The sequence below is a fragment of the Rhodoferax aquaticus genome (assembly GCF_006974105.1).
GTDB lineage: Bacteria > Pseudomonadota > Gammaproteobacteria > Burkholderiales > Burkholderiaceae_C > Allorhodoferax > Allorhodoferax aquaticus_A.
On sequence record NZ_CP036282.1, the window covers coordinates 3,007,657 to 3,032,308 of the forward strand.

At 58.5% G+C, this 24,652-nt stretch carries 25 protein-coding genes and 1 pseudogene; 13 read left to right on the plus strand and 13 right to left on the minus strand.

What is annotated here, in order from left to right; translation table 11 throughout:
* Positions 1 to 30: 30 nt before the first annotated feature.
* From EXZ61_RS13805 to EXZ61_RS13815, 3 genes are all read left to right on the plus strand, one after another.
* Positions 31 to 948: a metal ABC transporter substrate-binding protein gene (locus EXZ61_RS13805; RefSeq protein WP_142812313.1), complete on the plus strand. Its 918-nt coding sequence runs from the start codon at positions 31 to 33 to the stop codon at positions 946 to 948.
* A 72-nt stretch (positions 949 to 1,020) separates the two neighbouring features.
* Positions 1,021 to 1,554 (plus strand): DNA-deoxyinosine glycosylase, encoded by a 534-nt coding sequence (locus EXZ61_RS13810; protein ID WP_142812314.1) that lies wholly within the window; start codon positions 1,021 to 1,023, stop codon positions 1,552 to 1,554.
* A 30-nt stretch (positions 1,555 to 1,584) separates the two neighbouring features.
* Positions 1,585 to 1,935 (plus strand): RidA family protein, encoded by a 351-nt coding sequence (locus EXZ61_RS13815; protein ID WP_142812315.1) that lies wholly within the window; start codon positions 1,585 to 1,587, stop codon positions 1,933 to 1,935.
* 184 nt (positions 1,936 to 2,119) lie between these two features.
* Here EXZ61_RS13815 and EXZ61_RS13820 read toward each other — a convergent pair whose 3' ends face one another.
* The 4 genes from EXZ61_RS13820 to EXZ61_RS13835 all read right to left on the minus strand — a co-directional run bounded on the left by EXZ61_RS13820 (position 2,120) and on the right by EXZ61_RS13835 (position 5,105).
* Positions 2,120 to 2,926 carry an alpha/beta fold hydrolase gene (locus EXZ61_RS13820; RefSeq protein WP_168224768.1) on the minus strand — a complete coding sequence of 269 codons (807 nt, stop codon included), beginning with the start codon at positions 2,924 to 2,926 and terminating at the stop codon, positions 2,120 to 2,122.
* Positions 2,927 to 3,084: 158 nt separating this feature from the next.
* A complete protein-coding gene (locus EXZ61_RS13825; RefSeq protein WP_142812317.1) occupies positions 3,085 to 3,564 on the minus strand; it encodes an alpha/beta fold hydrolase in 480 nt (159 codons plus the stop codon).
* Positions 3,565 to 3,583: 19 nt separating this feature from the next.
* Complete coding sequence (locus tag EXZ61_RS13830) at positions 3,584 to 3,919, minus strand: DUF2917 domain-containing protein (RefSeq protein WP_142812318.1); 336 nt, start codon at positions 3,917 to 3,919, stop codon at positions 3,584 to 3,586.
* 130 nt (positions 3,920 to 4,049) lie between these two features.
* Positions 4,050 to 5,105, minus strand: coding sequence for an alpha/beta fold hydrolase (locus EXZ61_RS13835; protein WP_142812319.1), 1,056 nt, complete (start codon positions 5,103 to 5,105; stop codon positions 4,050 to 4,052).
* Between the two features lie 373 nt (positions 5,106 to 5,478).
* Between EXZ61_RS13835 and EXZ61_RS13840 the strand changes: the two genes are divergently transcribed.
* A complete protein-coding gene (locus tag EXZ61_RS13840) occupies positions 5,479 to 6,582 on the plus strand; it encodes a 3-deoxy-7-phosphoheptulonate synthase (protein ID WP_142812320.1) in 1,104 nt (367 codons plus the stop codon).
* A gap of 197 nt (positions 6,583 to 6,779) precedes the next feature.
* Positions 6,780 to 7,055, plus strand: a complete 276-nt coding sequence (locus tag EXZ61_RS13845; protein ID WP_142812321.1) for a hypothetical protein — start codon at positions 6,780 to 6,782, stop codon at positions 7,053 to 7,055.
* Between the two features lie 115 nt (positions 7,056 to 7,170).
* Here the strand turns inward: EXZ61_RS13845 and EXZ61_RS13850 are convergent, their stop codons facing one another.
* Positions 7,171 to 7,821: a nucleoside/nucleotide kinase family protein gene (locus tag EXZ61_RS13850; RefSeq protein WP_142812322.1), complete on the minus strand. Its 651-nt coding sequence runs from the start codon at positions 7,819 to 7,821 to the stop codon at positions 7,171 to 7,173.
* Positions 7,818 to 8,813 carry a PfkB family carbohydrate kinase gene (locus EXZ61_RS13855; RefSeq protein ID WP_142812323.1) on the minus strand — a complete coding sequence of 332 codons (996 nt, stop codon included), beginning with the start codon at positions 8,811 to 8,813 and terminating at the stop codon, positions 7,818 to 7,820. The genes EXZ61_RS13850 and EXZ61_RS13855 overlap by 4 nt, the downstream gene beginning before the upstream one ends.
* Before the next feature lie 148 nt (positions 8,814 to 8,961).
* Here EXZ61_RS13855 and EXZ61_RS13860 point away from each other — a divergent pair, with 148 nt between their 5' ends.
* The 5 genes and pseudogenes from EXZ61_RS13860 to EXZ61_RS13880 all read left to right on the plus strand — a co-directional run bounded on the left by EXZ61_RS13860 (position 8,962) and on the right by EXZ61_RS13880 (position 13,510).
* Positions 8,962 to 9,951: a sugar ABC transporter substrate-binding protein gene (locus EXZ61_RS13860; RefSeq protein ID WP_142812324.1), complete on the plus strand. Its 990-nt coding sequence runs from the start codon at positions 8,962 to 8,964 to the stop codon at positions 9,949 to 9,951.
* A gap of 127 nt (positions 9,952 to 10,078) precedes the next feature.
* Positions 10,079 to 11,035 (plus strand): ABC transporter permease, encoded by a 957-nt coding sequence (locus EXZ61_RS13865; protein WP_142812325.1) that lies wholly within the window; start codon positions 10,079 to 10,081, stop codon positions 11,033 to 11,035.
* Between the two features lie 23 nt (positions 11,036 to 11,058).
* Positions 11,059 to 11,847, plus strand: a complete 789-nt coding sequence (locus EXZ61_RS13870; protein WP_178084858.1) for an ATP-binding cassette domain-containing protein — start codon at positions 11,059 to 11,061, stop codon at positions 11,845 to 11,847.
* Positions 11,840 to 12,292 (plus strand): RbsD/FucU family protein, encoded by a 453-nt coding sequence (locus EXZ61_RS13875; RefSeq protein WP_142812327.1) that lies wholly within the window; start codon positions 11,840 to 11,842, stop codon positions 12,290 to 12,292. Before EXZ61_RS13870 ends, EXZ61_RS13875 begins: the two co-directional genes overlap by 8 nt.
* A pseudogene (locus tag EXZ61_RS13880) lies at positions 12,289 to 13,510 on the plus strand (ROK family transcriptional regulator). The gene EXZ61_RS13875 and the pseudogene EXZ61_RS13880 overlap by 4 nt, the downstream one beginning before the upstream one ends.
* 22 nt (positions 13,511 to 13,532) lie before the next feature.
* Here EXZ61_RS13880 and EXZ61_RS13885 read toward each other — a convergent pair.
* The gene (locus EXZ61_RS13885) at positions 13,533 to 14,402 is read right to left on the minus strand and encodes a pirin family protein (RefSeq protein ID WP_142812328.1); all 870 of its coding nucleotides are present in this window, start codon (positions 14,400 to 14,402) and stop codon (positions 13,533 to 13,535) included.
* Between the two features lie 115 nt (positions 14,403 to 14,517).
* Here EXZ61_RS13885 and EXZ61_RS13890 point away from each other — a divergent pair, with 115 nt between their 5' ends.
* Entirely contained in the window at positions 14,518 to 15,438 is a 921-nt protein-coding gene (locus EXZ61_RS13890; protein WP_201799081.1) for a LysR family transcriptional regulator, read from the plus strand.
* 14 nt (positions 15,439 to 15,452) lie between these two features.
* Here the strand turns inward: EXZ61_RS13890 and EXZ61_RS13895 are convergent, their stop codons facing one another.
* Positions 15,453 to 16,100, minus strand: a complete 648-nt coding sequence (locus tag EXZ61_RS13895) for a VTT domain-containing protein (protein WP_142812329.1) — start codon at positions 16,098 to 16,100, stop codon at positions 15,453 to 15,455.
* 95 nt (positions 16,101 to 16,195) lie between these two features.
* Between EXZ61_RS13895 and mutL the strand changes: the two genes are divergently transcribed.
* Together mutL and EXZ61_RS13905 are read left to right on the plus strand one after the other, a co-directional pair.
* Complete coding sequence (mutL, locus tag EXZ61_RS13900) at positions 16,196 to 18,211, plus strand: DNA mismatch repair endonuclease MutL (RefSeq protein WP_142812330.1); 2,016 nt, start codon at positions 16,196 to 16,198, stop codon at positions 18,209 to 18,211.
* Between the two features lie 27 nt (positions 18,212 to 18,238).
* Positions 18,239 to 18,994 (plus strand): DNA alkylation repair protein, encoded by a 756-nt coding sequence (locus EXZ61_RS13905; protein WP_142812331.1) that lies wholly within the window; start codon positions 18,239 to 18,241, stop codon positions 18,992 to 18,994.
* A gap of 9 nt (positions 18,995 to 19,003) precedes the next feature.
* On the opposite strand, the gene EXZ61_RS13910 is transcribed toward EXZ61_RS13905, so the two are convergent.
* From EXZ61_RS13910 to EXZ61_RS13930, 5 genes are all read right to left on the minus strand, one after another.
* Positions 19,004 to 20,896, minus strand: a complete 1,893-nt coding sequence (locus EXZ61_RS13910; RefSeq protein WP_142812332.1) for a PAS domain-containing sensor histidine kinase — start codon at positions 20,894 to 20,896, stop codon at positions 19,004 to 19,006.
* 70 nt (positions 20,897 to 20,966) lie between these two features.
* Positions 20,967 to 21,386 carry an alternative ribosome rescue aminoacyl-tRNA hydrolase ArfB gene (arfB, locus tag EXZ61_RS13915; RefSeq protein WP_142812333.1) on the minus strand — a complete coding sequence of 140 codons (420 nt, stop codon included), beginning with the start codon at positions 21,384 to 21,386 and terminating at the stop codon, positions 20,967 to 20,969.
* 86 nt (positions 21,387 to 21,472) lie between these two features.
* Complete coding sequence (locus EXZ61_RS13920) at positions 21,473 to 22,519, minus strand: cytochrome d ubiquinol oxidase subunit II (RefSeq protein WP_142812334.1); 1,047 nt, start codon at positions 22,517 to 22,519, stop codon at positions 21,473 to 21,475.
* On the minus strand, positions 22,512 to 23,846 hold the full coding sequence (locus EXZ61_RS13925) for a cytochrome ubiquinol oxidase subunit I (RefSeq protein ID WP_142812335.1): 1,335 nt from the start codon (positions 23,844 to 23,846) through the stop codon (positions 22,512 to 22,514). Before EXZ61_RS13925 ends, EXZ61_RS13920 begins: the two co-directional genes overlap by 8 nt.
* A gap of 3 nt (positions 23,847 to 23,849) precedes the next feature.
* Entirely contained in the window at positions 23,850 to 24,551 is a 702-nt protein-coding gene (locus EXZ61_RS13930) for a GbsR/MarR family transcriptional regulator (RefSeq protein WP_237218963.1), read from the minus strand.
* Between the last annotated feature and the right edge of the window lie 101 nt (positions 24,552 to 24,652).

Sequence of the window (24,652 nt, forward strand, 5' to 3'; positions counted from 1 at the left end):
CCGATTTATCCACTCCGCACGTTTGTCACCATGCACACCATTGCACTTAGCCGTCGTCGTTTTAGCCAGTCCTTGCTCGCAAGCCTTAGTGCCTGCGGCTTGCTGGGGCACTCTGCCTTGGCAGCAGACACCGTAGCGGTTACTGCCAGCTTCAGCATCTTGGGGGACTTGGTGCGGGTGGTGGGGGCGCAGCGCGTCACAGTCACCACGCTGGTAGGGCCCAACGAAGATGCCCATGTGTTTGAGCCCAAGCCCAGCCATGCCAAAGCTTTGCAGAGGACCCAACTTTGGGTCACCAATGGCTTGGGCTTTGAGCCCTGGGCGACCAAACTGGCCAAGTCCACCGGCTACCGCGGGGCAACGCTCATAGCCTCCACCGGCATCAAACCCCGCAGCATGGCGCATGACGGCCACAGCGAAGCTGACCCCCACGCCTGGCAAAACCCCAAGAATGTGGTGCTCTATGCGCGCAACATTGCGGCTGCGCTGAGCAAGCTAGACCCAGCAGGCGCATCCCACTACGCTGCCAATGCACAGGCTTACATCACAGAACTGCAAGCCCTAGACGCTTGGGCCCAAGCGCAGTTTGACCAAGTGCCAGTCGCCAAGCGCAAGGTCATCACCTCCCACGACGCCTTTGGCTACTTTGCCGCACGCTACGGCGTGCAGTTCTTGGCTCCGCAAGGCGTCAACACCGAGACCGAGCCCAGTGCCAAGCAAGTCGCCCAGCTGATTGCCCAAATCAAACGTGAAAAGATTCGCGCGGTGTTTGTTGAAAACATGGGCAACCCCAAACTCATCGCCCAGCTCGCCCAAGACGCAGGCACCACCTTGGGCGCTAGCCTGTATGCAGACGCGCTCTCCAGCAGCACAGAGCCGGGTGCTACCTATTTGCAAATGATGCGGCACAACGTGGAAGCACTGGTGGCAGGCATGCGGCTGAACTAAAGGCGCGGGGTTCAGGCCAAGGCGCCGCCACAATACGCAGCAGTGCCTTGCCATCCATAAGCTACCTACTCCATGCCCCGCAGCAAACCACCCGCTTCCAACTTAGCATCCGAATCGCTCACAGGCTTAGCGCCTGTGGTCTCGCCCGCCACCCGGGTGTTGATACTGGGTAGCTTTCCCGGGGTGCGCTCATTGGAGCTGCAGCAGTACTACGCCCATCCGCAAAACCAATTTTGGCGAATCCTAGAGGCCATTTGGCCCTCTAGCGCACATGGAATAAGCGCAAGCAGCTATGAAAATCGCAGCAAATGGCTGCTAGAGCGCGGCCTGGGCGTGTGGGACGTGTATGCCAGCTGCGAGCGCAGCGGCAGCTTGGACAGCGCCATCCGCAACGCCGTGCCCAACAACATCGCCGCCTTGCAGCTGCCGCACTTAGGCGCCATCGCCCACAACGGCGGCGAGAGCTTCAAACACGCCCGCCACACCCAAACGCTGGGCGTGCCCGTGTACCAACTCCCCAGCACCAGCCCGGCCAACGCCAGATGGAGTTTTGAGCGCAAGCTAGCCGCATGGCGTGAAGTCATGCAGCGCTGCGGGCTGGTGTAAACACGCCGCACACTGCGTTAGCATGGCGGCATGATTCAACGCATCAACCCCCAAGCCCAATGGTCAGACGCTGTCGTACACAAGGGCACCGCCTACTTTGTAGAAGTGCCCGAAAGCGGCACCGACATCAGCAGCCAAACCCTGGCCCTGCTCGCCCAAGCCGAGCGCACGCTGGCGCTGGCTGGCTCTAGCAAACGCCAGCTGCTGCAAGCCACGATTTACATCAAACACATGCACGAGCGCGCCACCTTCAACGCGCTGTGGGCCGAATGGCTCCCGTCTGGCTGCGCTCCCGCCCGCGTGTGCGTCAGCGCTGAAATGGCCAGCCCAGACTACTTGCTAGAGATTGCGTTTGTGGCGGCGGTGGGGGCTACGGAGTAAGCGGCCTCACACTGGAGAAATATGGCCTTGGCGCCCATGGATATTGCGCGGGCAGCTATCAAATGTGGAGCAAATCGGGTACTGTCAAGAATGACCGTCCGCCATCGAACACGGAGTATGTCGGCAGTGGCGCGATTGTGGTCGCTCGACGTGGTGTTTCTGAAAATGCGGAGCCTACTTTTGACTAGGCAGCGATCTTCGTTCGGAACTGCAAGTAATCATGTGCACACCTGCGCGGGCGTTCCACCATAGGGATGTGGCCTGCCCCTTCGATGACCTGAAGCGTGCTTTGCGGAAAGACTTTTGCTAGCGTGTGCGCTGACGAGGGTGGAACAACGAGGTCATGGTCACCGGTCACGATGAGGGCTGGTGTACGCAGATTGCTGTAAACCTGATCTATAGGGATCGTTTTGCGTACCTGCTGCAAGATGGCGCTTTGGATTGCGAAGTCTCGGATAGCCGCTTCGGCAAATGCAAACTTCAAACAGTGGGGCATCTTGGCTGGCTTACCAAACACCAGGTCCAGTTTGCGGGCGTGCTCAGCATGGTTTTGAATCAGATAGGGAAATGTTCCAGTCGCGTCGTACCGTTTGATATGTTCCGAGTCGGTGAGGAACTCACGGGTCACCGCAGCATCTAGCAGCCAAACACTGGCGACCTCGTTTGGATAGCTCGCTGCATAAAAGCTGACCACACCGCCACCCATGGAACTGCCAGCCAAATGCACACGGTTGATCCCGAGCGCTTGCACAAATTGTCTGACATATTCCACCAGTGCCGCCATGCTGAAGTCTGCATTCATGTCTCTTTCCGCATCTCCGTGGCCCGGCAAGTCCACAGCATACAAGGTGTACCTTGAGGTGAGATAGGGTGCCATCGCGTCGAAGGTGTCTTTGTTGGCCGTAAACCCGTGTACCAGTATCAAAGGCTCACCGTTGCCTGCGACAAGATAGGGTACGGCCAAGCCATTGATGTGCAATTGCGTTTGCACAAGGCCGCCTTTGTTCCGAAGCAACTTCTGCAACAACTGCGCTCCAGTCAGAGGGAACACCCAATTCAGTAGGACGACAGCAGCCACCGCCACCACAAGAATTGCAACGGGTAGTCCGGCGATCCATTGAACCATCTGTCCCTCGCTTTCGGTTTGATTTAAGACCTTGTTGATTGCTGACGACCGACGTTGTCATCGATGATTGCGATCAGTGCTGGCGCATGCGTGCCGATCATGTCCTGATGCAAAGCAGCTTCATTGCTTAGCGCCAGTAAACCGAAAACTGTAGGCTCAAAAAATGTCAGGCTAAGCAAGTTGCAGGGGCGGCGAATGGCAAGCAACAGTGCGCAATAGGCTCCAAATGAATGGGCTACCAAGTGCGCTGGAGCGTCGACCTTTTTCAGAACCGCTTCCAGCACGTCCATCTGATCTTCCATGTGCTTACCACCAGGCGTTCTGCGTTCCTGGGTTTTTCCATATCCAGACAAGCTGGTGGTAATCGTCCGGTACCGCTCTGACAATGGAGAAGCAATAGGCCGCCAAGATGAACCCGTTAAGAAAGATCCTGGTACAAAGACGATAGCGTCGCCCTTACCGGTTTCCTGATATTCGACATCGAACTCGGTTTCAATTTTCATGATTTAAACCGCCCATAGCTCAAGCTAGTTCCGGGCGTGAAATCCTGACGCTCGCTTTTTCCAGTGCCATTACCAAAGTACGCTGGTCGCGGTCCACCACGAATGCCTGCCCAGGATCGAGGATCACATCGCGCGGATCATGGTCCAAGGTAATCCATATCCGGCCAGCTGTGCATTCCAATGTGACGCCCAACGGAGCCTCTACTTCGCGTATTCGGCCGCGGTTGAGTTGCATTTCATGAACGACATGGTCGAGCCCCTGTGGTTCATCCTTCCCCAAGTCAGCTCGCTTGATTCCCATCCAGTGGATGGCGGAAAAAATGGAGGATGTAGGGTGCGAAATGGCGATCAACATGTCTTTCTCCTTGCGTGATTCCAGTGGAGTCAGTGTCGAACGAAGCTAGACGCACGGCTACCGTGAAGACTACGGTATTGCCCCCCTGTGACTACGGTAATCGATACCGTAGCGCTACTCTGCAAGCGGTTTAGCTATCCAGTAGCCCGAGGGTTCCGGCGCGATGTACCGCTTCAGCGCGGTTCGAACATCCAAGGGCTTTGATGGCAGCGGCCACATGCATTTCCACGGTTCTGGGACTCAAGCCCAGTGCTTTGGCAACTTCCTTATCCGTATTGCCCAACGCCACTTCCCTGAGCACTTCTGCCTGACGCGGTGTCAATGGACGTGCTGGTGCTTTAGTGCCGAGAAATTCTGACAACTCTGCTTCAAAGACCTTCATGGCAGGTTCGGTCGACAGCAATACATGCCCTTGCGCGTCCAATGGAACAAACCGGGAGCCAGCAATACGAGAAGCCATCTTGCGGCCTTGTTCAAAACCGATCATCTCGTCCTTGCGGCAGTGAAACACCAAGGTTGGAACCTGAAGCTGAGCGCATTCCGTGCTGACATCTATCGAGTAGTTGTTGCGCAAATAGGTTGCGGCGATTTCGGGAGTCATCGAGAGCTGCATGCGCTCTTCCAACTCGCGTTGTTGTTCCGGCGTAGGGTTGCCGAGCAACTGCGCTACAAATAGCTTTCGGAAGACCGACTTCGAGTTATTCCACCCCAATTCAGCACTCTTGATGACCAACTCCGCTTCATCAATTGCTGTTTGGCTGACATTGGGCGTACTGAACACGGAGGTAGCAAATCCACTTAACAACACCAGGTGGGAAACTTGATCCGGGTGACGCGCTGCATATGCAATAGAAGTTGCGGCACCCATTGACATTCCAAAAAGAGCAAACCGCTTGAGCCCGTGCGCGGCCACAACGGCCTCGAGGTCTTTGATACCGTCCTCAAACGTTACGGAGGTTACTCTGCGGTCGGAAAGCCCGCAGCCTCTTGTGTCGTATCGAACATAGGTGTAGCCCTTGCTCAGTGCCTTGATATAGGCTTGTGGCTCTGTGTGTCTGGCGTCACAGTCCAAATGACTGAGCCAGGTGCCGGCCCGAACTATTGGAAAACCTGAGCCACTTGATGTAGTGGCAATCTTCACGCCGTCTGAACTGGTACAGAAACGGATGTCTTGTTGCAGTGGCATGTGGAGTAAAGAAAGCTTTTACAGGGCGAAGTCTACTCAGTCCGCCGAACGTAACTTCAGTTTTTTTAGCATTTCCCCAGCAGCAAGGCTGTTTTGATTGGGGGGAAGAACGCATTGGATCAAAACAGTGACTATCCAAGCAATCTTGACAGAACGGGAGTCAATCAAAATTTATAAGGCGTCGCGTCAAAATTCTTCGATCGCGAACGACTTCTTGGAACGGCACTGAGCAAGTGCGCTTTTTCAAGGTTGATGGGAACACGCTCGACATTACAAGTGCTGGGCTGCCAAATCCGCGCTTTCCAGTCACTTAGTGGCAAAATACGGCCCCAACCCTCATCCACACTGCGCAAGCAGCTATTAAATTCATAGTATGACGACTTCTGTTTCTGCGCCGCTGACGACCCACGACACCACCCGCATTGATGACACCCGCATTGCAGGTGTACGCCCGCTGATCACGCCAGCGCTGCTGGAAGAAAAGCTGCCTGTGCCGGATGCAGCGCAGGCGCTGGTGGAGAGCAGCCGTGCGGCTATTTCTAAGATCTTGCACGGCAAAGACGACCGCTTGGTGGTGGTCGTTGGGCCCTGCTCTATCCACGACCACGAGCAGGCCATGGACTATGCGTGGCAGCTCAAGGAACAAGCCGATGCATTGAAAGACGACTTGCTGGTGGTGATGCGCGTGTATTTTGAGAAGCCACGCACCACCGTGGGCTGGAAGGGCTATATCAATGACCCCCACCTGGATGGCAGCTTTGCCATTAATGAGGGTTTGGAGATGGCGCGCAAGCTGTTGCTGGATGTGCTGGCCATTGACCTGCCCGTGGGCACAGAGTTTTTGGATTTGCTCAGCCCACAGTTCATCAGTGAGTTGGTGAGCTGGGGTGCCATTGGTGCGCGCACCACCGAGAGCCAAAGCCACCGCCAACTGGCCAGCGGCCTGTCGTGCCCCGTGGGCTTTAAGAACGGTACAGACGGCGGCATCAAAGTAGCGACCGACGCCATTCAGGCGGCCCAAGCGGCGCATGCGTTTATGGGCATGACCAAAATGGGACAAGCGGCCATTTTTGAAACCCGCGGCAACGATGACTGCCACGTCATTCTGCGGGGCGGCAAGCAACCTAACTACTCAGCGGCCGATGTGGACGCGGCCTGCGCTTTGCTCAAAGCGGCTGGCTTGCGCGAGCAGGTGATGATTGATGTGAGCCATGCCAACAGCAGCAAGCAACACCAACGCCAAATCACCGTGGCCGGTGAAGTGGCGGCCCAAGTTGCCGCAGGCGACCTGCGCATCACAGGCTTGATGATTGAAAGCCACCTGAACGAAGGCCGACAAGACATCTTGCCTGGCACACCCTTGAAGCATGGGGTGTCGGTGACCGACGCCTGTATCAGCATGGCGCAAACCTTGCCCGTGCTGCAGGAGCTGGCTGCGGCGGTGCGCTCCCGCCGGGCATTGCACTCGGCGAAGTGAGGTACATACGGATTACGCCCCAAATAGGACTGTGATCGACCCGAGAACGGCCTAAAGAGCGCAATCTAAAGTGTGCTGTAGAGAGAAAGTGTTGCTGGTTTCACACTGCTGCCCCAAAGTAACCCCTTTGTAACCCATGGGTTTAGGGTTTACCCTATACTGCAGTGCAACATGATTAACTTTGAAGGAGCCTCATCATGACGACTACCACTTTGAACACTGCGCAAGCCGCTTCTGCCCCAGCCTCTAACGTGGGTTCTGCGGTTAAAGAATTGGCCACGGCAGCCCAAAAGCTGGTCGCGGCATTGTGGGCTGCAGCCACCCAAAGCAGCGTTGTAGCGCCGCGCAAACTGACCGCTTTTGAAGAAGCGGAACAATTGCGCGCCTATGCCGCTAGCCTGCCTAAGTATGAGCGCGACTTTGCGCACGACCTGTTTGCTGCAGCTGACCGCCACGAATGGGCTAACCAGTAATCTGGTTTAAGCCTTGCCTGTAGGGGCCTTGCCGCCCAGCGGGCTTGTACTTCGCCTCAAATAGCTGCGCTGTGCGCTTGCGGTTTGGGGCGTTTGTATTGGTAGCTAAGACTCTTTAAAGCTCGTCCCAAGGCACTTGGGCATCCGCCAAGTGGCGGCTGGCCGCAATGCGCACGGCATTGGGCTCGTCGGTCTGGGCAATCCAGGCCAAGGCTTCTTCTTGCGTCCGGCCGTAGCGCATGTGGCGCCCCGCCAAACGTGCATTGCGCACGGTGTCATCCACAGACAGATACCAGGCGACATCGAGCTGCGCCCGCACATGGCGCCACGCGCCCTCTTGCAACAGCAAGTAGTTGCCCTCGGTAATCACGAGTTTGATGTGCGGCTCTACCGCAATGGCGCCTGCAATGCCTTCTGAAAACTCGCGTCTAAAGTCCGGCGCGTAAATCGTGTGTGCCGTGTCAGCAGAGTGATTGGCCACCATGACTTGGCTGCGAATGCGTGCCAGTACGTTCACATAGCCCGCCGCGTCAAAGGTGTCAGGCGCGCCCTTGCGCTGCGCGCGGCCCAAGCGGTTTAACTCGCTGTTGGCCAGATGGAAGCCATCCATAGGCAGCACCAAGCTCTCGTGAGGGAAGTGCGCTTGCAAGGCTTGCGCAAAGGTGGACTTGCCCGCGCCCGGGGGGGCGGCAATGCCCAATATCTTGCGCTGGCCGGTGGCGATGAGGGCTGCGGCCTGATCCAGCCAAACTTGCGCGATGCTCATGCCCGAAACTCCAAGCCCGCTGTGGCAACCCGTGCCTGCACCTGGGCCCGGCTAGGGGGTACCGCGCCACGTTGCATCACGCACAAGGTCGCGCTGGCAATGGCGTTGAACAACAGCGCCTGGGCTTGGCTAGGCTCCACCAGCTCAGCGCCCCAATCAGCCGCCAAGCCTTGCTCTAACATGGACGCCACCATGCCCGCCAAAAAGCAGTCGCCTGCCCCGACCGTGTCCACCACCTGGACGGCTGCTGTTTCTCGGGCGTAAAACACCTGGCCTTGGCGCGTGAGCAGCGCTGCGCCCTGCGCGCCCCGTGTGAGTGCCACAAAGTGCGCAGGGGTTTGGGCAAACAATGCGCCAGCGCGTTCTACGTCACTGCTGCCTTCGATATTCAGGTTGTCCAGGTCCTCGTCGCTGACTTTGATGACGTCTGCAAACTGCAAAGCCGTGAGCACGTGGCTGCGGTAGCGCGTCATATTCGGCATGACCGAGGGGCGCAAGTTGGCATCCACTATCACGGTGCGGCCCGATTGGCGTTGCGCAGCCAGCCAGGGCAAATAGGTGTCTGCGTCGTCGGGCGACAAGGCCAGCGCACCGGTGCACACGATAGAAAGTGTTTCTGCCGCCTCACAAGCAGCGTTCATTTGCTGTGCGGTGATGGCACGGTCCGCCACACCTTCTCGGTAAAAAGCGTAGTCAGGGTGGCCCTGGTCATTCACCCCCACCACCGCAAGTGATGTGACTTGCAGCACGGGTTCGGGTACTGCAAGGCGCACACCGTCTTGCAGCATGGCTGCACTGAGTTCACGCCCAAAGCGGTCTTTGGATAAGGGATTGAGGTACAGCGTTTGCACCTCTTGGCGGGCCAGTGCCCGGGTGAGGTTGTACACCGCGCCCCCCAAACACGGCTTGAGTCGGCCATCCGGTTCGCGGATCAAATCGATCAGCGCTTCTCCGGCAGTGGCAACCTGCAGGTCGATACTTTTTTGCGCCATATCAGGGTTTTCCTTAATTAAAGTAACTTGATTTAGTAAGTGCTACGGGACTATAGTTCACCGGCGCCGCAAGGTAAAGCGCAAATTTGTTTGGGGGTGCAAGCCCAAACGCCACACAACGGACAGTCAAACACACTGGAGATTCCACATGAAAAAAGTTACCACCACTTTGATGCTATCGGCACTTGCTTTGGCAACCTCCACCGCCTTTGCGGCTGGCGAGCCTGTGATCGGCTTGATCACCAAAACAGAAACCAACGCATTCTTCGTGAAAATGAAAGAAGGCGCTGAAGCCGAAGCGAAAAAGCTGGGAGCCAAGTTGCTGACTGCCTCCGGAAAGATTGACGGCGACACCGCCGCCCAAATCACCGCGCTGGAAAACATGGCAGCCGCCGGTGCGAAAACCATTTTGATCACCGCCAGTGGCGACGCCATCATCCCCACCGTGAAAAAGCTGCAAGCCAAAGGCGTGCAAGTGATTGCGCTGGACAGCCCGTTTGACGGCGCTGACGCGCTGTTTGCTACCGACAACTACAAGGCGGGCGTGCTGATCGGCCAATACGCCAAAGCGGTCATGGGTGGCAAGCCCGCCAAGATTGCTACTTTGGACTTGTTCCCCGGCCACCCCGTGGGTGCTCAACGCCACAACGGCTTCATGAAAGGCTTTGGCCTGAACGCTGCGGATGCCAAGTCCAACGAGCTGTCCACCGACGCATCCATTGTGTGTATGGCCGACAGCTTTGGCGACCAAGCCAAGGGCCAAACCGCCATGGAAAACTGCCTGCAAAAGAACCCGGACATCAATGTGGTGTACACCATCAATGAGCCCGCTGCTGCAGGTGCCTACAACGCACTGAAAAAAGCTGGCAAAGAAAAGGGCGTGACCATTTTGTCTGTGGACGGCGGCTGCCAAGGCATTCGTGACACCGCTTCCGGCATCATCACCGCGACCTCACAACAGTACCCACTGAAGATGGCTGCATTGGGTGTAGCCGCTGGCGTGAGCTATGCCAAGGGTGGCAAAAAGTCGTCGGGTTACACAGACACTGGCGTGACTTTGATTTCAGCCAAAGCCATTAAGGGCGTCGACAGCAAAGACACCAAAACAGGTTTGGACCTGTGCTGGGGCGAAAAGTAACTTGCGACAACCGCTTGCTCCCATAGCTGTTTGAAACACAAACGCAGCACAGAGCAAGTTGCCTTTTGGGGTGCGCCACGCTACAGGCTGGCGCACCCTGTTTTTATCTTTTTTGGGGGCCGCGCCCATGAACACTTCACCACGCAATATCCCCTGGGGCGCATTGGGCCCCTGGCTGGCCTTGTTGGTCACCTGCCTATTTTTTACCACCCAGTCTGAGCGCTTTTTGTCTGCCGAGAACCTGTCTTTGGTGCTGCAGCAAGTGATGGTGGTCGGTGTCATTGCCATCGGACAAACACTGGTTATTTTGACGGCAGGGATTGACCTGTCGTGCGGCATGGTGATGGCCCTGGGCGGCGTCATCATGACCAAGTTTGCCGTGCACTACGGCTTGAACCCCTATGTCGCCATTGCCTGCGGCTTGGCGGTTACCACCGCATTTGGTTTGCTCAACGGCCTCTTGGTCACGCGCGCCAAGCTGCCCCCGTTTATTGTGACTTTGGGCACGCTGAACATTGCGTTTGCCATTACCCAGATTTACTCCAAGGCGCAAATCATTCCCAACTTGCCGCTTGAACTCACCGCGCTTGGCAACACGTTTAACTTGGGCCAAGCCGAAGTCAGCCTGGGCACCGTGACCATGCTGGTTCTGTATGTAGTCGCCTGGTTTGTACTGCGCGACACTGCACCGGGCCGCCATCTGTACGCCGTGGGCAATGCGCCCGAAGCAGCGCGCCTGACCGGTATTAGCGTAGACCGTGTGTTGATCACGGTGTATGCCATGGCCGGATTGTTCTACGGCATTGCCGCCCTGTTGTCGGTGGCGCGCACCGGCGTGGGCGACCCCAACGCGGGCCAAACTGAGAACCTGGACGCTATTACGGCGGTGGTTTTGGGTGGTACCAGCCTCTTTGGCGGGCGCGGCATTATTTTGGGCACTTTGGTTGGCGCGGTGATTGTGGGCGTGTTTCGCAATGGCCTCACGCTCATGGGTGTGGCCTCCGTCTACCAAACCTTGATTACTGGCATCTTGGTCATTTTGGCCGTAGCAGCTGACCAAATGTCGCGTAAGGGAGCACGCTAATGCGCACATCTAGCACTTCTTCTATGACCCATGAGCCATTGGTGATGCAGGCCAAAGGCTTGGTCAAACGCTATGGGCAAGTGACCGCCTTGGACGGCACCGACTTTGAGCTACGCGCTGGCGAAATTCTGGCGGTGATTGGTGACAACGGCGCGGGCAAGTCGTCACTCATCAAAGCGCTATCGGGCGCCACGGTGCCCGACGAAGGTGAACTGCTGCTTGACGGCAAGCCCATGCGCTTTAAGTCGCCGATTGATGCGCGACGCAACGGCATTGAGACGGTGTACCAAGACTTGGCCGTAGCGCCAGCCATGACGATTGCTGAGAACTTGTTCTTGGGCCGTGAACTCATCAAGCCCGGCGCAGTAGGCCAGCTCTTGCGGCTGCTCGACAAGAAAACCATGTTGGAGCAAGCAATGAGCCGCATGGCCGAGCTCAAAGTTGGCATTCGCTCCATGACCCAAGCGGTAGAAACGCTCTCCGGCGGGCAGCGCCAGTGCGTGGCCGTGGCCCGTGCGGCGGCGTTCGCCCAGCATGTGGTGATTTTGGACGAACCCACTGCGGCGCTTGGCGTGAAGGAAGGCAATATGGTGCTGGAGCTCATTCGTCGGGTGCGCGACAAAGGCTTGCCCGTGATTTTGATCAGCCACAACATGCCCCATGTGTTTGAGATTGCAGACCGCATCCACATCCAACGCCTGGGCAAACGGGCAGCCGTGGTCAACCCCAAAACCATCAGCATGAGCGACACCGTGGCCGTGATGACAGGCGCCAAGACGGTGCAGGAACTACCGGAAGACGCGCATGCTTAAAGGTATCTCGCCCCTGCTCACGCCAGAGCTTCTCAAGCTGCTCATGGAAATGGGCCACGACGATGCTTTGGTAGTGGCTGATGCCAATTTCACTGCCATGAGTATTGCAGCGGGCAAGCCCGTGTTGCGCCTGCCCGGCACCACCTTGCCCCCAGTGGTGCAAGCCATTACCGCACTCATGCCCTTGGCCGAAGATGTGCCCCACCCTGCCGCGTTTATGCACGTGAGTGGCGCGGCATCCGACTATGCGTCTGCCGTGCAGCGCGAGGTGATGGCTTTGCTGGTGCCCCATATGCTGCCTAGCCAAAGTGCAGAAGCTGTGGAGCGCTTTGCGTTTTACGACCGCGCGCGCGCGGCCTATGCCATCGTGCTCACCGGCGAAAAGCAGCCTTTTGCTAACTTTATTCTGCGCAAGGGCGTGATCGGTGAAAATCTGCGTCCATGACGCAAGACAGCACCCCGCCCAACGCCCTTCAACCACTGCGCCCCCGTGGCTCCAACCATGTGGGTATGCGGGCTTTTAACGAGCGGGTTGTCCTGCAAACCATTCGCCTCAACGGCAGCCTCGCCAAGGCCGACTTGGCCAGGCTCACGGGGCTTACAGCCCAGACCATCGGCCTCATCATCACCCGCTTGGACGAAGACGGACTGCTGATTCGGCATGACCCCATTCGCGGCCGCATTGGCCAGCCCTCGGTGCCCATTGCCCTCAACCCCGATGGCGCGTTTTCGTTGGGCATCAAGATTGGGCGGCGCAGTGCCGACTGGTTGTTGGTGGACTTCACAGGCTAGGTGCGGCAGCGCCAAAGCCTGGAATACGCCTTCCCCGACGCGGCCACCCTCCTGCCCGCCATTGACCAGCGCATGAAAGCCATGCTGCAGGCCTTGGGCGACTTGGCCCCGCGCTTGGTGGGCGTGGGTGTAGCGGCCCCGTTTCAGCTGGGCGGCTGGCACAAGATGCTGGGCCTGTCCGAAGCACAAAGCACCGAATGGAATGACATTGACTTGCGCGCGCGTGCAGGCCATGATTGACGCGCCCGTCAGCTTTGCCAAAGACACGGTGGCCGCCTGCGTGGCCGAGTTGGTGAGCGGGCGTGGGCGCGATGTCAAAAGCTATTTGTACTTGTTTGTGGACACTTTTGTGGGTGGTGGCTTGGTCATCAACTCCCACCTGCATATGGGTGCCCATGGCAATGCGGGGGCGGTGGCTTCTTTGCCCCTAGGCTTGTCTGGTGGCACCCAAATGCCCGAGCAATTGGTCAGCCAAGCGTCCCTTTGGGAGCTGGAGCAACGCTACTTGGCCCAGGGCCTAGACCCCAGTGCGGCCTACGACGAACGGGCCTTGAGCGAGGCATTTGCCAGCGAAACCCAAGCCTGGATTGATACGGCGGCGCAAGCCCTGGCGCACTGTGTGGTCAGTGGCACCGCGTTTTTAGACATAGACACCGTGGTCATTGACGGCTCCTTCTGCCCCGCCCTGCAAAACCAAGTCATTGAGCGCACCAACGCAGCCCTCACAAGCTACAACTGGGAAGGCCTGTGGCCTGCCACCGTGATTGCGGGCAATGTAGGCCCCGACGCCCGCGCGCTGGGCGGGGCGCTACTGCCCTTGCACGCCAACTTTGCCCCCGACCAAGGGCTGTTTTTGAAAGTGGGTGCCTAAGCCCCTGCGCTGGGCTCTACGCTCAAGCGACTTCGGCAATTTGCCCCATGCGCCCGGCCTGAAAGTCGGCAAACGCTTGGTGGATTTCCGCTTGCGTGTTCATCACAAACGGGCCATAGCCCACCACCGGTTCATTCAAAGGCTCACCGCCCATGAACAAGAGCGTGCTGTCTTCCAGCGCCTCAAACTGCAGCACAGTGCCTGCGCGCTCTAGCACCGCCAAAGAGGCGGGGCCCACAGTTTTGCCATCCACCGCCACGCTACCGCGCATCACAAACAAAGACGCGCTATGCCCTTGCGGCAACTGAAACTGCACCGTGCTGCCAGCTTTGACCACCACGTCCCACAAGTTCATAGGGCTATGGGTGCTCGCCGCACCTGCGGTGCCTTGGTAGTCGCCCGCAATCACCCGCACATGGCCCGCCTCTGCCGGCAAGGCAATCACGGGAATCTGCGCTTGGGTGATGCCTTGGTACGACGGGCGAATCATCTTGTCTTTGGCACGCAAGTTCACCCACAGTTGCACCATCTCAAAGTCGCCTCCCGTCTGCGCGTAGGCGGCGCTGTGAAACTCTTCATGCACCAAGCCAGAGGCCGCCGTCATCCATTGCACATCGCCGGGGCCGATGGTGCCGCCAGCGCCTGCAGAGTCGCGGTGCGAGACTTCGCCCGCATAAATAATGCTCACCGTCTCAATGCCCCTATGGGGGTGCGAGCCCACACCACGCTTGCGTGTCGTGCTATCAAAAGTGGTGGGCGATGCGTAGTCCAACATCAAAAACGGCGACATGTCTTGCGCGATGTCGTTGTACGAGAAGATGTTGTGCACCGGAAAGCCATCGCCCACCCAATGTTTGCCGTTGCTGCGTTTGATAAAGCGGAGTGTTTTCATCGTCATCGTTCCTTTGCTAGGAATGTAGGGCAGGCCTCGCGCCACCACTAGATGGGAAAATGCACAAACATATTTCCATTAAATGAAATATCAAGCCTTAACACCTACGCACGCCATGCACACCAAACCTTTGGACCTGAATGAAACCGCCGTGTTTGTCAAAGTGGTGCAAATGGGCAGCTTTAGCGCTGCGGCGCGCAGCTTGGGCTTGCCTGTGTCCACCATCAGCTCCCGCGTAGCCCGGCTGGAACAACGCTTGGGCGTGACCCTGCTCCAGCGCACCACGCGCAGCCTCTTGCTCACCGACAAGGGCCAAGCCTACTTTGCCCACGCATCGCAAGGGCTGGAGTTGCTGCATGTGGCGGAGTCGGCGGTGCGCGCGTCGCTGCAAGAGCCCCAAGGCAAGCTGCACGTCACCGCCCCGGTGGACTTGGGCTACGACGGCTTGGCCCGCTTAGCGGGCAAGTTCCGGGCCGCCTACCCTGCGGTGCAGCTAGAGTTGCTGCTCACCGACCGCCAGGTGGACTTGGTAAGCGAAGGCGTGGACGTAGCCATTCGCGTTGGCAACTTGCAAGACTCCAGCCTAGTGGCCCGCCAAGTAGGCGTGGCCTGCTGGGCACCGTTTGCCAGTGCGGGTTATCTCGACACAGCGCCTTCCTTGGCAGAGCCACAGGACTTAGCGCAGCATGTATGCCTGCAGTTCACCGCACTGGGCAAAGCGCAATGGACGCTGTCCAGCGGTGCCCAGCTAGAAACCGTGCCCTTGGGCGCACAGCTGATTGCCAACGACTTGAACTTGATTTTGTCGATGGCCCAAGCCCACCAAGGGGTGGCGCTGCTGCCCACCTACGTGGTGCAGTCTGCCGCCCTGGCTAACCCAGCTGCCACCGCTTTGGTACGCGTGCTCCCCAGCTGGCAAGCCAAGGCAGACCCGGTGCACTTGGTCTACCCCCGTCAACGCTTCGTCTCCGCCACACTGCGCGCGTTTTTGGATTTAGCAGTAGCGGACTTGCAGACTTGGTTTTCTGTAACGTAAGCGCTTAAGTGGGTCTAAGCCGCCTTGGCATTGCGGCGTGCTTTCCAAGCGCCGGCCATGACAAACAGGCCAGGGATCAGGATCATGGCCCAGATGATTTTGTCGAGGTGGGCTTTCACGAACGGGATGTTCCCAAAGAAGTAGCCCACGGTGATGATGCCCACCACCCACAGAGTGCCGCCCGTCACATCAAAAAACGTGAACTTGGCGCGGGTCATATTGGCCACACCCGCCACAAAGGGGGCGAAGGTGCGCAAAAACGGCATAAAGCGGGCGGCCACGATGGTAATGCCACCGTACTTTTCATAAAACGCATGCGCAGCGTCAAACGCCGCCTTGTTAAACAAGCGCGAGTTTTCCCACTGAAACACCTTGGGGCCAAAGTAACGGCCAATGGCGTAATTGCACTGGTTGCCCAAAATCGCAGCGGCTAGCAGCAAGCCCACTGCCAGCGGGTAGCTCATCAGGCCCACGCCGCACATGGCGCCCACCACAAACAAGAGCGAGTCGCCCGGCAAGAACGGCATGACCACCACGCCGGTCTCTACAAAAATAATGACGAACAGCAGCGCGTACACCCACATGCCGTAGCTTTGGACAAAGGTCTCCAAATGCTTGTCTACGTGGAGAATGAAGTCGAGCAAAAAAGTAATGATTTCCATGGACGGGGATTATCACTGCTCACCCCTAGGCCCCGTAGCCCGCGCTTTAGGCACCGCGTTCAGGCAAGGGTGGGCACAAAAATTAGAATGTCTAGGTGAACGCACCTCTACCCCCCCTCCCCCGCCGCCCCATCCGTGAACTGCCTGACGAGCTGATCAGCCAAATTGCCGCGGGCGAGGTGGTCGAACGCCCCGCCTCGGTAGTGCGTGAGCTGGTCGACAACGCCTTGGACGCAGGCGCCACCCAGGTCACCGTGCGCCTGCTGGCCGGTGGGGTGCGGCTGATTTCGGTGGAAGACAACGGCAGTGGCATCGTGCGCGATGAGCTGCACATTGCTTTTAAGCGCCACGCCACCAGCAAAATTGGCAATCTGCAAGACCTGGAGTCTGTGGCCACCATGGGCTTTCGAGGCGAGGCACTGGCCGCTATCAACTCCATAGCTGACTGCGCAATACTGTCGCGCGCCAGTGGCGAATCAGCCGCTTATTTGCTAGACGGGCGCACCGGCGAACTCAGCCCGGTGGCGCGCAGTGGGGGCACCACAGTTGAGGTCAAAGAGCTGTTTTACAGCACGCCTGCACGCCGCAAGTTTTTGAAGACGGACGCCACAGAGTTGGCCCATTGCGTAGAAGCCGTGCGCCGCCATGCGCTGGCCCGCCCTGATGTGGGCTTTGCCATTTGGTCCGACGGCAAACTGGTAGAGCAATGGCGCCGCTGCGAGCACCCTGACCCCATGACCGCGCTGGACCAACGCTTGGCCGATGTGCTGGGCAGCGAGTTTGTGGAGCGCTCGGTGGTGGTGAACTACCGCACCAGCGCCACCCGCAGCGACCTCACACCCACCGTGCGCGTGTGGGGCCGTGCCGGTATACCCGACGCAGCGCGCTCGCGCGCGGACCAGCAGTTTTGCTATGTGAATGGCCGCTTTGTGCGCGACAAGGTGTTGACGCATGGCGCGCGCAGCGCCTATGAAGACGTGCTGCACGGCCACCGCCAGCCGGTGTACGCGCTGTACGTAGAGATTGACCCCACGCGGGTGGATGTGAACGTACACCCCACCAAAATCGAGGTGCGGTTCCGAGATAGCCGCGAAGTGCACCAAGCCATGCGCCACGGGGTAGAAGACGCTTTGGCCGCGCCCCGTGCCGCATTGGCTGAAGCTGCCGCCAGCCTGTTGCCCACTGCGCACGATAGCGACACCTCAGCGCCGCCGGCACACACGCTGCCCCACTACCTGCGCAGCACCGAGGCGGTTCCCTCCAACAACACGCAAGCCACGGATTTAGCCGCCAACGCATTTTCAGGCACTAATATGCCATTGGCGCCCATGTATTCTGCGCAGCCAGCTATCAATTTCAGAGCAAATGAAGACAGTGGCGGACACCGGGTCAGCGACGTAGCGGCGCTGTGGCAGCGGGCACCTAGCGCCAGCTTTGGCGCTGACCAGCCCCCACCCGCGCAGACAGGCCCAGGAACCAACGCCGCGCCTGACTTGCCGCCTGGCGATTGGCCCTTAGGCCGGGCCTTGGCCCAGCTGCAAGGCGTGTACATCTTGGCGGAGAACCGCCAGGGCTTGGTGATTGTGGACATGCACGCAGCGCACGAGCGCATCGTCTACGAGCGGCTCAAAAAGCAAATCAGCATGACCGCGCCTGATGGCACCGTGTACCCCTTGGCCAGTCAGCCCCTCCTGATTCCAGCCACCTTTGCGGCGACGGCCGATGAAGTGGCCACCGCCGAAGAGCACAGCAGCACCTTGCACACCTTGGGCCTGGAAATCAGCCCCTTCTCACCCAAAACGCTGGCGGTGCGCGCCGTGCCCACCAGCTTGGCCCAAGGCGATGTGGTGGAACTGGCGCGCAGCGTGTTGGCCGAGCTGGCCCAGCACGATGCCAGCACCGTGATTCAGCGCGCGCAAAACGAACTCTTGGGCACCATGGCCTGCCACGGCGCCGTGCGCGCCAACCGCAAACTCACCTTAGAAGAGATGAACGCCCTGCTGCGCCAAATGGAAGATACCGAGCGCTCCGACCAGTGCAACCACGGCCGCCCCACCTGGCGTCAACTCAAACTCAGCGAGTTGGACAGCCTGTTCTTACGCGGGCGCTAGTCCTCGCTAGTGGCTGTACCCACACCTATGCCCAGCGCAAAGTCTCCTCACGCAGTAGCTAACTTATCTGCCGAAGGCCAGCTGGCCTTGGAACGACTGGCGGCGCTGGCCCACCCCGGCAAAGCGCGCACTGCCGCGCAGTACTTTCAGACCGGCAAGGGCCAGTATGGCGAGGGCGACCTGTTCTACGGCATCCGTGTGCCTGAGGTGCGCCAGCACGCGCGCCAGTTCAACCAACTTGCGCTGTCTGACTGCATCGCGCTGCTGCAGTCGCCGTATAACGAGGCACGCTTGATGGCGCTGGCCATCATGGTGCGGCGTTTTGAAAAAGGTGATGCAGCCACACAAGAAGCCGTCTACACCACCTACATGGCACAGCGCCACCGGGTGAACAACTGGAACTTGGTGGACAGCTCGGCACCCTACATCAGCGGCCCCTACTTGCTGACACATGACCGCGCGGTGCTGTACACCTTGGCGCAATCGCCGGTGATGTGGGACAGGCGCATTGCGGTGCTCTCCACCTTTGCCTTCTTGCGCGCAAACGAATCCAGCGACACCTTGGCCCTGTGCGAAATGCTGCTGGCTGACCCCCAAGACCTGATGCACAAAGCCTGTGGCTGGATGTTGCGCGAGTTGGGCAAGCGCGATGCCAAGGCCTTGCTGGCGTTTATCAAACGTCACCACGCCGCCATGCCCCGCACCATGCTGCGCTATGCCATCGAAAAGTTTGAGCCCACGCAGCGCAAAGCCCTACTAGCAGGTGACTTCGCAGGCGTTTAGCCTCACGCCTTAAGTGCGGGCGTGGCCCTCTGGTGCACGCAAAGGCAAGCAAACCTCAAAGCGTGTGCCAACGCCCACGGTGGATTGCACACGGATGGTGCCACCCAAGGTCTTGAACACGAGGCTCTCCACAATCCCCATACCCAGCCCCGTGCCGCCTTTGCCCTTTTTGGTGCTGAAAAAAGGCTCGAACAGACGTTCCATCGTCTCCGGCGCAATGCCAACGCCATTGTCTTCAAACACCAGGGTGACAAACAATGCGGGCTCTGCGCCAGCAGGCGCGGCCCCTTGGTCTTGGGTGTCGCTCTTCTGGCTTTCTTCCAGAGGGTGGGGCGGCAGAGCGCTGATCGTAAAAACTCCGCCGGTGCGCCCCTCAAACCCATGCAAGATCGCATTGTTGGTCAGGTTGATGATCACCTGCCCCAGCGCGCCGGGCAGGCTGTCCATGGTGATGCCCGGGGCAATGTCCAGCACCACTTTGTGGGACGTGCGCCTCAGGCTGGGGCTCAGCGTCTCCATCACCTCAGCCACCATGGTCGCCAAGTCAAACTGGCGGCGTTGCTGGCTGGCTTGGTCATTCGCCACTTGCCTGAAGTTCGCCAACAGCTCGACGGCGCGCTGCAAGTTGCGCAGCATGAGGTCGTTGCCGCCGTGCACCATTTGCACAAACTGGGTGAGCTCTGAGCGTTTGAGTTGGTGTGCGCTGAGCAGCTTCTCGAACTTTTTTCCTTCGTCGACCAAGGTAGTGGCCGTCATCAAACTATTGCCAATGGGGGTGCTGAGCTCGTGCGACACACTGGCCACCAACGTACTGAGCGCGGCTTTGGTTTCGCTGCGGGCCAGCTTTTCTTGCGAGGTTCGCAAGCGGGCCAAGGCGACTTCCAGCTCCAGCGTGCGCTGGGTCACCCTTTTCTCCAGAGAACCATTGAGCTCGTGCAGCTCTGCTTCAGCCGCCACCTTCTCGGTGACGTCTGTTATCAGTGCAAACATACCGACCACCTGCCCGTGCTCGTATTCAGGCTCCAGTACCACATCCACGACGGTCACCGCCCCAGTCACCGGATGGTGGTTTTCACGGCGATACACCACACGCTCACCGCCAAGGCAACGCTCCCAGTACGCCATCAAATAAGCCAAGGTGTCTGCAGGCACGTAATCCTTCACCGCGCGGCCCACCAAATCTTGGGGCTTTGCACCAAACAAGGCCGCGTAATGCACATTGCCCATGCGTAAGCGTGATTGCGTGTCGAACGAGGCAATGCCGGCAGGCACTTGGTTCATGATCATTTCAAGATCACGCTCGCGTTGGGCCAGGGTGACATTGTTTGCGCCCATTTCTTTGGCCAAGGCCAGTGCTCTGTCGCGCCCCTTGCTAAGGGTTTGGTAGGCGGAGGCTGTCAAGATGGCGATGAAGACTAAGCTCCCCACCACCGTCACCGCGATGACCATGGCAGAGGCTCTGGGCGTGGGGACTATGTAGCCTTGTAGCTCAGCAAAGGTGAGCCCCAATGCCAAGAGAATCGTCGCCGCCGTGAGGCACCACAACCATACCCGACCAAGCGCCCAACCCGTTAGAAACAGCAGCGCTACAAAAATCAACCAGTTGGCACTGTGTACACCTGCCAGTGCAACGGTGGACACGGCTGCGCCCAGCCAAGTCCCTATGACAAAGACTGCAGCGCCTTGGCGCACCGAATAATGCAGCCGCCACAAGGCCAAGTTCAAGCTCAGGGTTACTGCCGCTACGGAAATCAAGCGCTCAGGGTTCAATCCGTATTCCACCACAAGCGCAATAAATGACACAACGCACATCACAAGCGCTGCCCACGCGACACGCCTCAACAATTGCGCAATGACGAACTCGTCCGCCTCAGAGGCTGCGTGGGGTTGGGTGGGCTCCATAGACTGCCATCTTATCGACGCCTTGGAGGTTTAGCGAGTGTTTTTGAGCCTCTGTCAGCGTTTGGCCACCTTACTCGGCCACCCGGGCACGCAAGGCTTTAACTTGTGATCTCTGCGCCTTAGCCGCTTTTACGCGCATTTTCGAGCTGTAGCTTGGCTTGGTGGGTCTGCGGTTTTTGGGCGGCACCGCCACACTGTTGACCAACGCATGCAAGCGCAGCAGGGCGTCCATGCGGTTCATATCTTGGGTGCGCTGTGTCTGGGCCTTGATGACCAGGATGCCCGCTTTGGTGATGCGGCTATCTGCCAAGGCCAGCAATCGTTCTTTCACATCATCAGCCAAAGAAGATTTACCAATGTCAAAGCGCAAGTGGATAGCGCTGCTGACCTTGTTGACGTTTTGTCCGCCCGCGCCTTGGGCGCGAATGGCGCTGATCTCGATGTCTTCTTCAGGGATTTGCAGAGGGGAAAGGGGGCGTGCGTCGGTCATGGTGGACCGCGATGGTAAACCACCCCACTCCGCCCAACCGACAGACAATCCCCACTCCGAAAAGAGGCATCCGCAATAAGGACCCGTCAGTACTTCAGTGCAGTGGATTTGCCCCAAAACACCCGGTAGGCGAACACGGTGTAGCCAATGATGACGGGCAGCACGACCACCACCCCATAAAAGATCACCATCAAAGCCTCAGGAGAACTCGCGGCTTGCCACAGGGTCAAGGTATCGACCACCAACCACGGGAACAAGCTGTAAGCCAGGCCATAAAACGCCAGCAAAAACACGCCGACAGTACATGCAAACGGCACGGCCGCACCGTACTGGTTGCCTTGGGCTAGGCGCGTAGGCAGGCGCTTGAGGCTGCGCGCGATCACAAAGAACAAGGCAACCGTCATGGCGGGAATGGGCAAAAGCATCACCAAATTGGGGAAGCTAAACCACTTGTCAAAAATGCGGCTACTCACCAAAGGCGTGGCCAAAGAGATGGCTGCGACACCTGCGGCCGTAAACATCCAGCTCCCCCGCGCCCAAGCCACGGCCTTGAGCTGCAACGCGCCTTCGGTCTTCATGATGAGCCAGCCCGCACCTAACAGGCAGTAGGCAGACACTAAGCACAAGCCGATCAGAGCGCTAAACAAATGGGTGGCCCAGTCGTCTTTGAAGCCGGTAATGAGACCGCCCAGCATGTAGCCTTGTGACCACCCGGCAAGCAATGAGCCTAGGTAGAACGCGCGGTCCCACAGGGGCTTGTGCTCAGCACGTGCTTTGACCCGAAAGTCAAAGGCCACACCGCGCAAGGTGAGCGCTAACAGCATGAGCGCAACGGGCAAGTACAAAGCCCCCAAGATCAAGCCGTGTGCCATAGGAAATGCCACGAGGAGCACGCCCACACCCAAAACCAGCCAGGTTTCGTTTGCATCCCAAAACGGCCCGATGCTGGCAATCATGGTGTCTTTTTGCGCTTCGTCATCAGCACGGCGCAAGAGCACTCCCACCCCGAGGTCATAGCCGTCCAAGATCACATAGGCCAGCATGGCCAAGGCCATGACCAAGGCGAAGACCAGAGGCAACCAGCCCGCGGGGACACTGAGATCAGGGATCACAATGGGTACGGTATTAAGCATGTTGGGCTCCTGGCAAGGTGTTGGCGGTGCTGGTTTTTTTAGCCAAGTGGAAGACCACGCTGACATACGCAGTGAGCAACACGGCGTACAGGCTGAGGTACATCGTGAGGGTCAATGCGATGTTGCTGGCTGGCACTTGGGACGCGGCTTGGGCTGTGGTGAGTACTCCCTGCACGAGCCATGGCTGACGTCCTATTTCAGTCACATACCAGCCCGCCAGCAGAGCCACCCATCCCGCAAATGTCATGGCTACCAAGACACGCGCTTGCCAAGTGGCCAGGTCCCGGCCCCGGCGCATGCGCCAAGCGCTCAACCAACTCACGGCAAGCATCAGCATGCCCACGCCCACCATGATGCGAAACGCAAAGAACACAGGTGCCACCGGAGGGTGCTGGGTGCCAAAGGCGTCAATCCCTTTGACTTCTCCTTCCCAGTCGTGGGTGAGGTACAACGAAGCCAGCTTGGGGATGGCCACCTCGAAACGATTGGACTGCGTGGACGCATCTGGCAAGGCAAACAGCACGGCGGGAGCGCCCTTCTGGGTTTGCCAGATGCCTTCCATTGCCGCAATCTTGGCAGGCTGGTGGTGCAAGGTGTTGACCCCGTGCATGTCGCCCACCACGATCTGGACGGGAATCAGCGCTGCCGCGAGGTAGATCCCCGTGCGCAGGCCTGCTTTTACCTCCAACCCATGGTCGCCTTTGAGCCAGCGGTAAGCACTGATACCCGCGAGCAAAAAGGCCACCGTCAGGCCGGACGCTATCAGCATATGCGTAAGCCGATAGGGAAATGAGGGGTTGAAAATGACTTGCATCCAACTGGTGACGTGGGCTTGCCCATTGACCATTTCAAAACCGGCGGGGGTATGCATCCAGGAATTGAGCGCAAGTATCCAGAACGCCGACATGGTGGTTCCCGCCGCCACCAAAAACGTAGCCCAGGTGTGCACACGCTCACTCACACGGCCTCGGCCAAACAACATGATGCCGAGCATGGTGGCTTCCAAGAAGAAGGCGGTCAACACCTCATAGGCTAAGAGCGGTCCAGCCACATTGCCCACCGTATTCATAAAGCCCGGCCAGTTGGTGCCAAACTGGAAACTCATGGTGATGCCACTGACCACGCCCAGCGCAAAAGTGAGCGCGAAAATTTTGACCCAAAACTGGTAAGCCTCCATCCAGTGCTGCTGCCCTGTCGCGGTGAACCTCTTTTTGAAAAAGAGCAAGACCCAGCCCATCGAAATGCTGATCGTGGGAAACAAGATGTGAAAGGTCATATTGGCCGCAAACTGAATGCGGGCCAAGACCACAGGGTCAACGGTGTCCATGGCTTACTCCTTAGCTGGGGTCGGGATTGATTGCATTGCTGTGGTGGACACTTGGGTCGCGGTGTCCGCCGCATGCGTCGCTTGCGTACCGATGGCACCATCGTTTGGCGAAGGGCTTGGCTGCACGCCCCAGGCTTGCTCGGCCGGCTCTGGGCTTAGGCTAAACGCCTGTTTCACCCGGGTTTTGAACTCCAACAGTTTCTGTACTTTGGAGCCCATTTGCATGAGGCTGCGCAGGGTGTCTGAGTCCATCTGTTGCATGTCGTCCAGCCAGTCGGTCATCATCTCAATGAAGTCATGCATCTGCGTCATGCGGGCTTGGGCGTGGATGTCTTCGCTCACACTGGGTTGTTCCATCAGTGCCTCACGCAACATGGATAAGGTGGGGTCGATTTCACGCTTGCGCCGCTCAGCCGCCAAAGTGCGAAAGATCGCCCACACGTCTTCGGGTGCCTGAAAGTACTCACGCCGGTCTTTGGGCTGGTGAATCAAGCGCACCAGGTTCCACGACTGCAACTCCTTGAGGCCCATGGACACATTGGAGCGCGAAAAGCTCAAGGCCTCGCCCACTTCATCGGCGTTGAGCGGCTTGGCTGACACATACAACAGGGCATAGATTTGCCCCACCGTGCGGTTGATACCCCAGCGACTGCCCATCTCACCAAAATGCAAGACAAAGCGCTGGGTAAGCGGAGGAAGGTTCATGAATTTACGCCTCTTTCTGAATTTTCAGTATTTTCTGAAATTACAGGAAGCAGCGTATGCCGACGCGCCAATCCTTGATACGGATCAAGGGTTATTCAGCC

Coding starts and splice junctions, on each gene's coding strand:
- EXZ61_RS13805 (WP_142812313.1), top strand. CDS start 31: ATGCACACCATTGCACTTAGCCGTCGTCGTTTTAGCCAGTCCTTGCTC.
- EXZ61_RS13810 (WP_142812314.1), top strand. CDS start 1,021: ATGCCCCGCAGCAAACCACCCGCTTCCAACTTAGCATCCGAATCGCTC.
- EXZ61_RS13815 (WP_142812315.1), top strand. CDS start 1,585: ATGATTCAACGCATCAACCCCCAAGCCCAATGGTCAGACGCTGTCGTA.
- EXZ61_RS13825 (WP_142812317.1), bottom strand. CDS start 3,564: ATGAAAATTGAAACCGAGTTCGATGTCGAATATCAGGAAACCGGTAAG.
- EXZ61_RS13830 (WP_142812318.1), bottom strand. CDS start 3,919: ATGTTGATCGCCATTTCGCACCCTACATCCTCCATTTTTTCCGCCATC.
- EXZ61_RS13835 (WP_142812319.1), bottom strand. CDS start 5,105: ATGCCACTGCAACAAGACATCCGTTTCTGTACCAGTTCAGACGGCGTG.
- EXZ61_RS13840 (WP_142812320.1), top strand. CDS start 5,479: ATGACGACTTCTGTTTCTGCGCCGCTGACGACCCACGACACCACCCGC.
- EXZ61_RS13845 (WP_142812321.1), top strand. CDS start 6,780: ATGACGACTACCACTTTGAACACTGCGCAAGCCGCTTCTGCCCCAGCC.
- EXZ61_RS13850 (WP_142812322.1), bottom strand. CDS start 7,821: ATGAGCATCGCGCAAGTTTGGCTGGATCAGGCCGCAGCCCTCATCGCC.
- EXZ61_RS13855 (WP_142812323.1), bottom strand. CDS start 8,813: ATGGCGCAAAAAAGTATCGACCTGCAGGTTGCCACTGCCGGAGAAGCG.
- EXZ61_RS13860 (WP_142812324.1), top strand. CDS start 8,962: ATGAAAAAAGTTACCACCACTTTGATGCTATCGGCACTTGCTTTGGCA.
- EXZ61_RS13865 (WP_142812325.1), top strand. CDS start 10,079: ATGAACACTTCACCACGCAATATCCCCTGGGGCGCATTGGGCCCCTGG.
- EXZ61_RS13870 (WP_178084858.1), top strand. CDS start 11,059: ATGACCCATGAGCCATTGGTGATGCAGGCCAAAGGCTTGGTCAAACGC.
- EXZ61_RS13875 (WP_142812327.1), top strand. CDS start 11,840: ATGCTTAAAGGTATCTCGCCCCTGCTCACGCCAGAGCTTCTCAAGCTG.
- EXZ61_RS13885 (WP_142812328.1), bottom strand. CDS start 14,402: ATGAAAACACTCCGCTTTATCAAACGCAGCAACGGCAAACATTGGGTG.
- EXZ61_RS13890 (WP_201799081.1), top strand. CDS start 14,518: ATGCACACCAAACCTTTGGACCTGAATGAAACCGCCGTGTTTGTCAAA.
- EXZ61_RS13895 (WP_142812329.1), bottom strand. CDS start 16,100: ATGGAAATCATTACTTTTTTGCTCGACTTCATTCTCCACGTAGACAAG.
- EXZ61_RS13905 (WP_142812331.1), top strand. CDS start 18,239: ATGCCCAGCGCAAAGTCTCCTCACGCAGTAGCTAACTTATCTGCCGAA.
- EXZ61_RS13910 (WP_142812332.1), bottom strand. CDS start 20,896: ATGGAGCCCACCCAACCCCACGCAGCCTCTGAGGCGGACGAGTTCGTC.
- arfB (WP_142812333.1), bottom strand. CDS start 21,386: ATGACCGACGCACGCCCCCTTTCCCCTCTGCAAATCCCTGAAGAAGAC.
- EXZ61_RS13920 (WP_142812334.1), bottom strand. CDS start 22,519: ATGCTTAATACCGTACCCATTGTGATCCCTGATCTCAGTGTCCCCGCG.
- EXZ61_RS13925 (WP_142812335.1), bottom strand. CDS start 23,846: ATGGACACCGTTGACCCTGTGGTCTTGGCCCGCATTCAGTTTGCGGCC.
- EXZ61_RS13930 (WP_237218963.1), bottom strand. CDS start 24,551: ATGAACCTTCCTCCGCTTACCCAGCGCTTTGTCTTGCATTTTGGTGAG.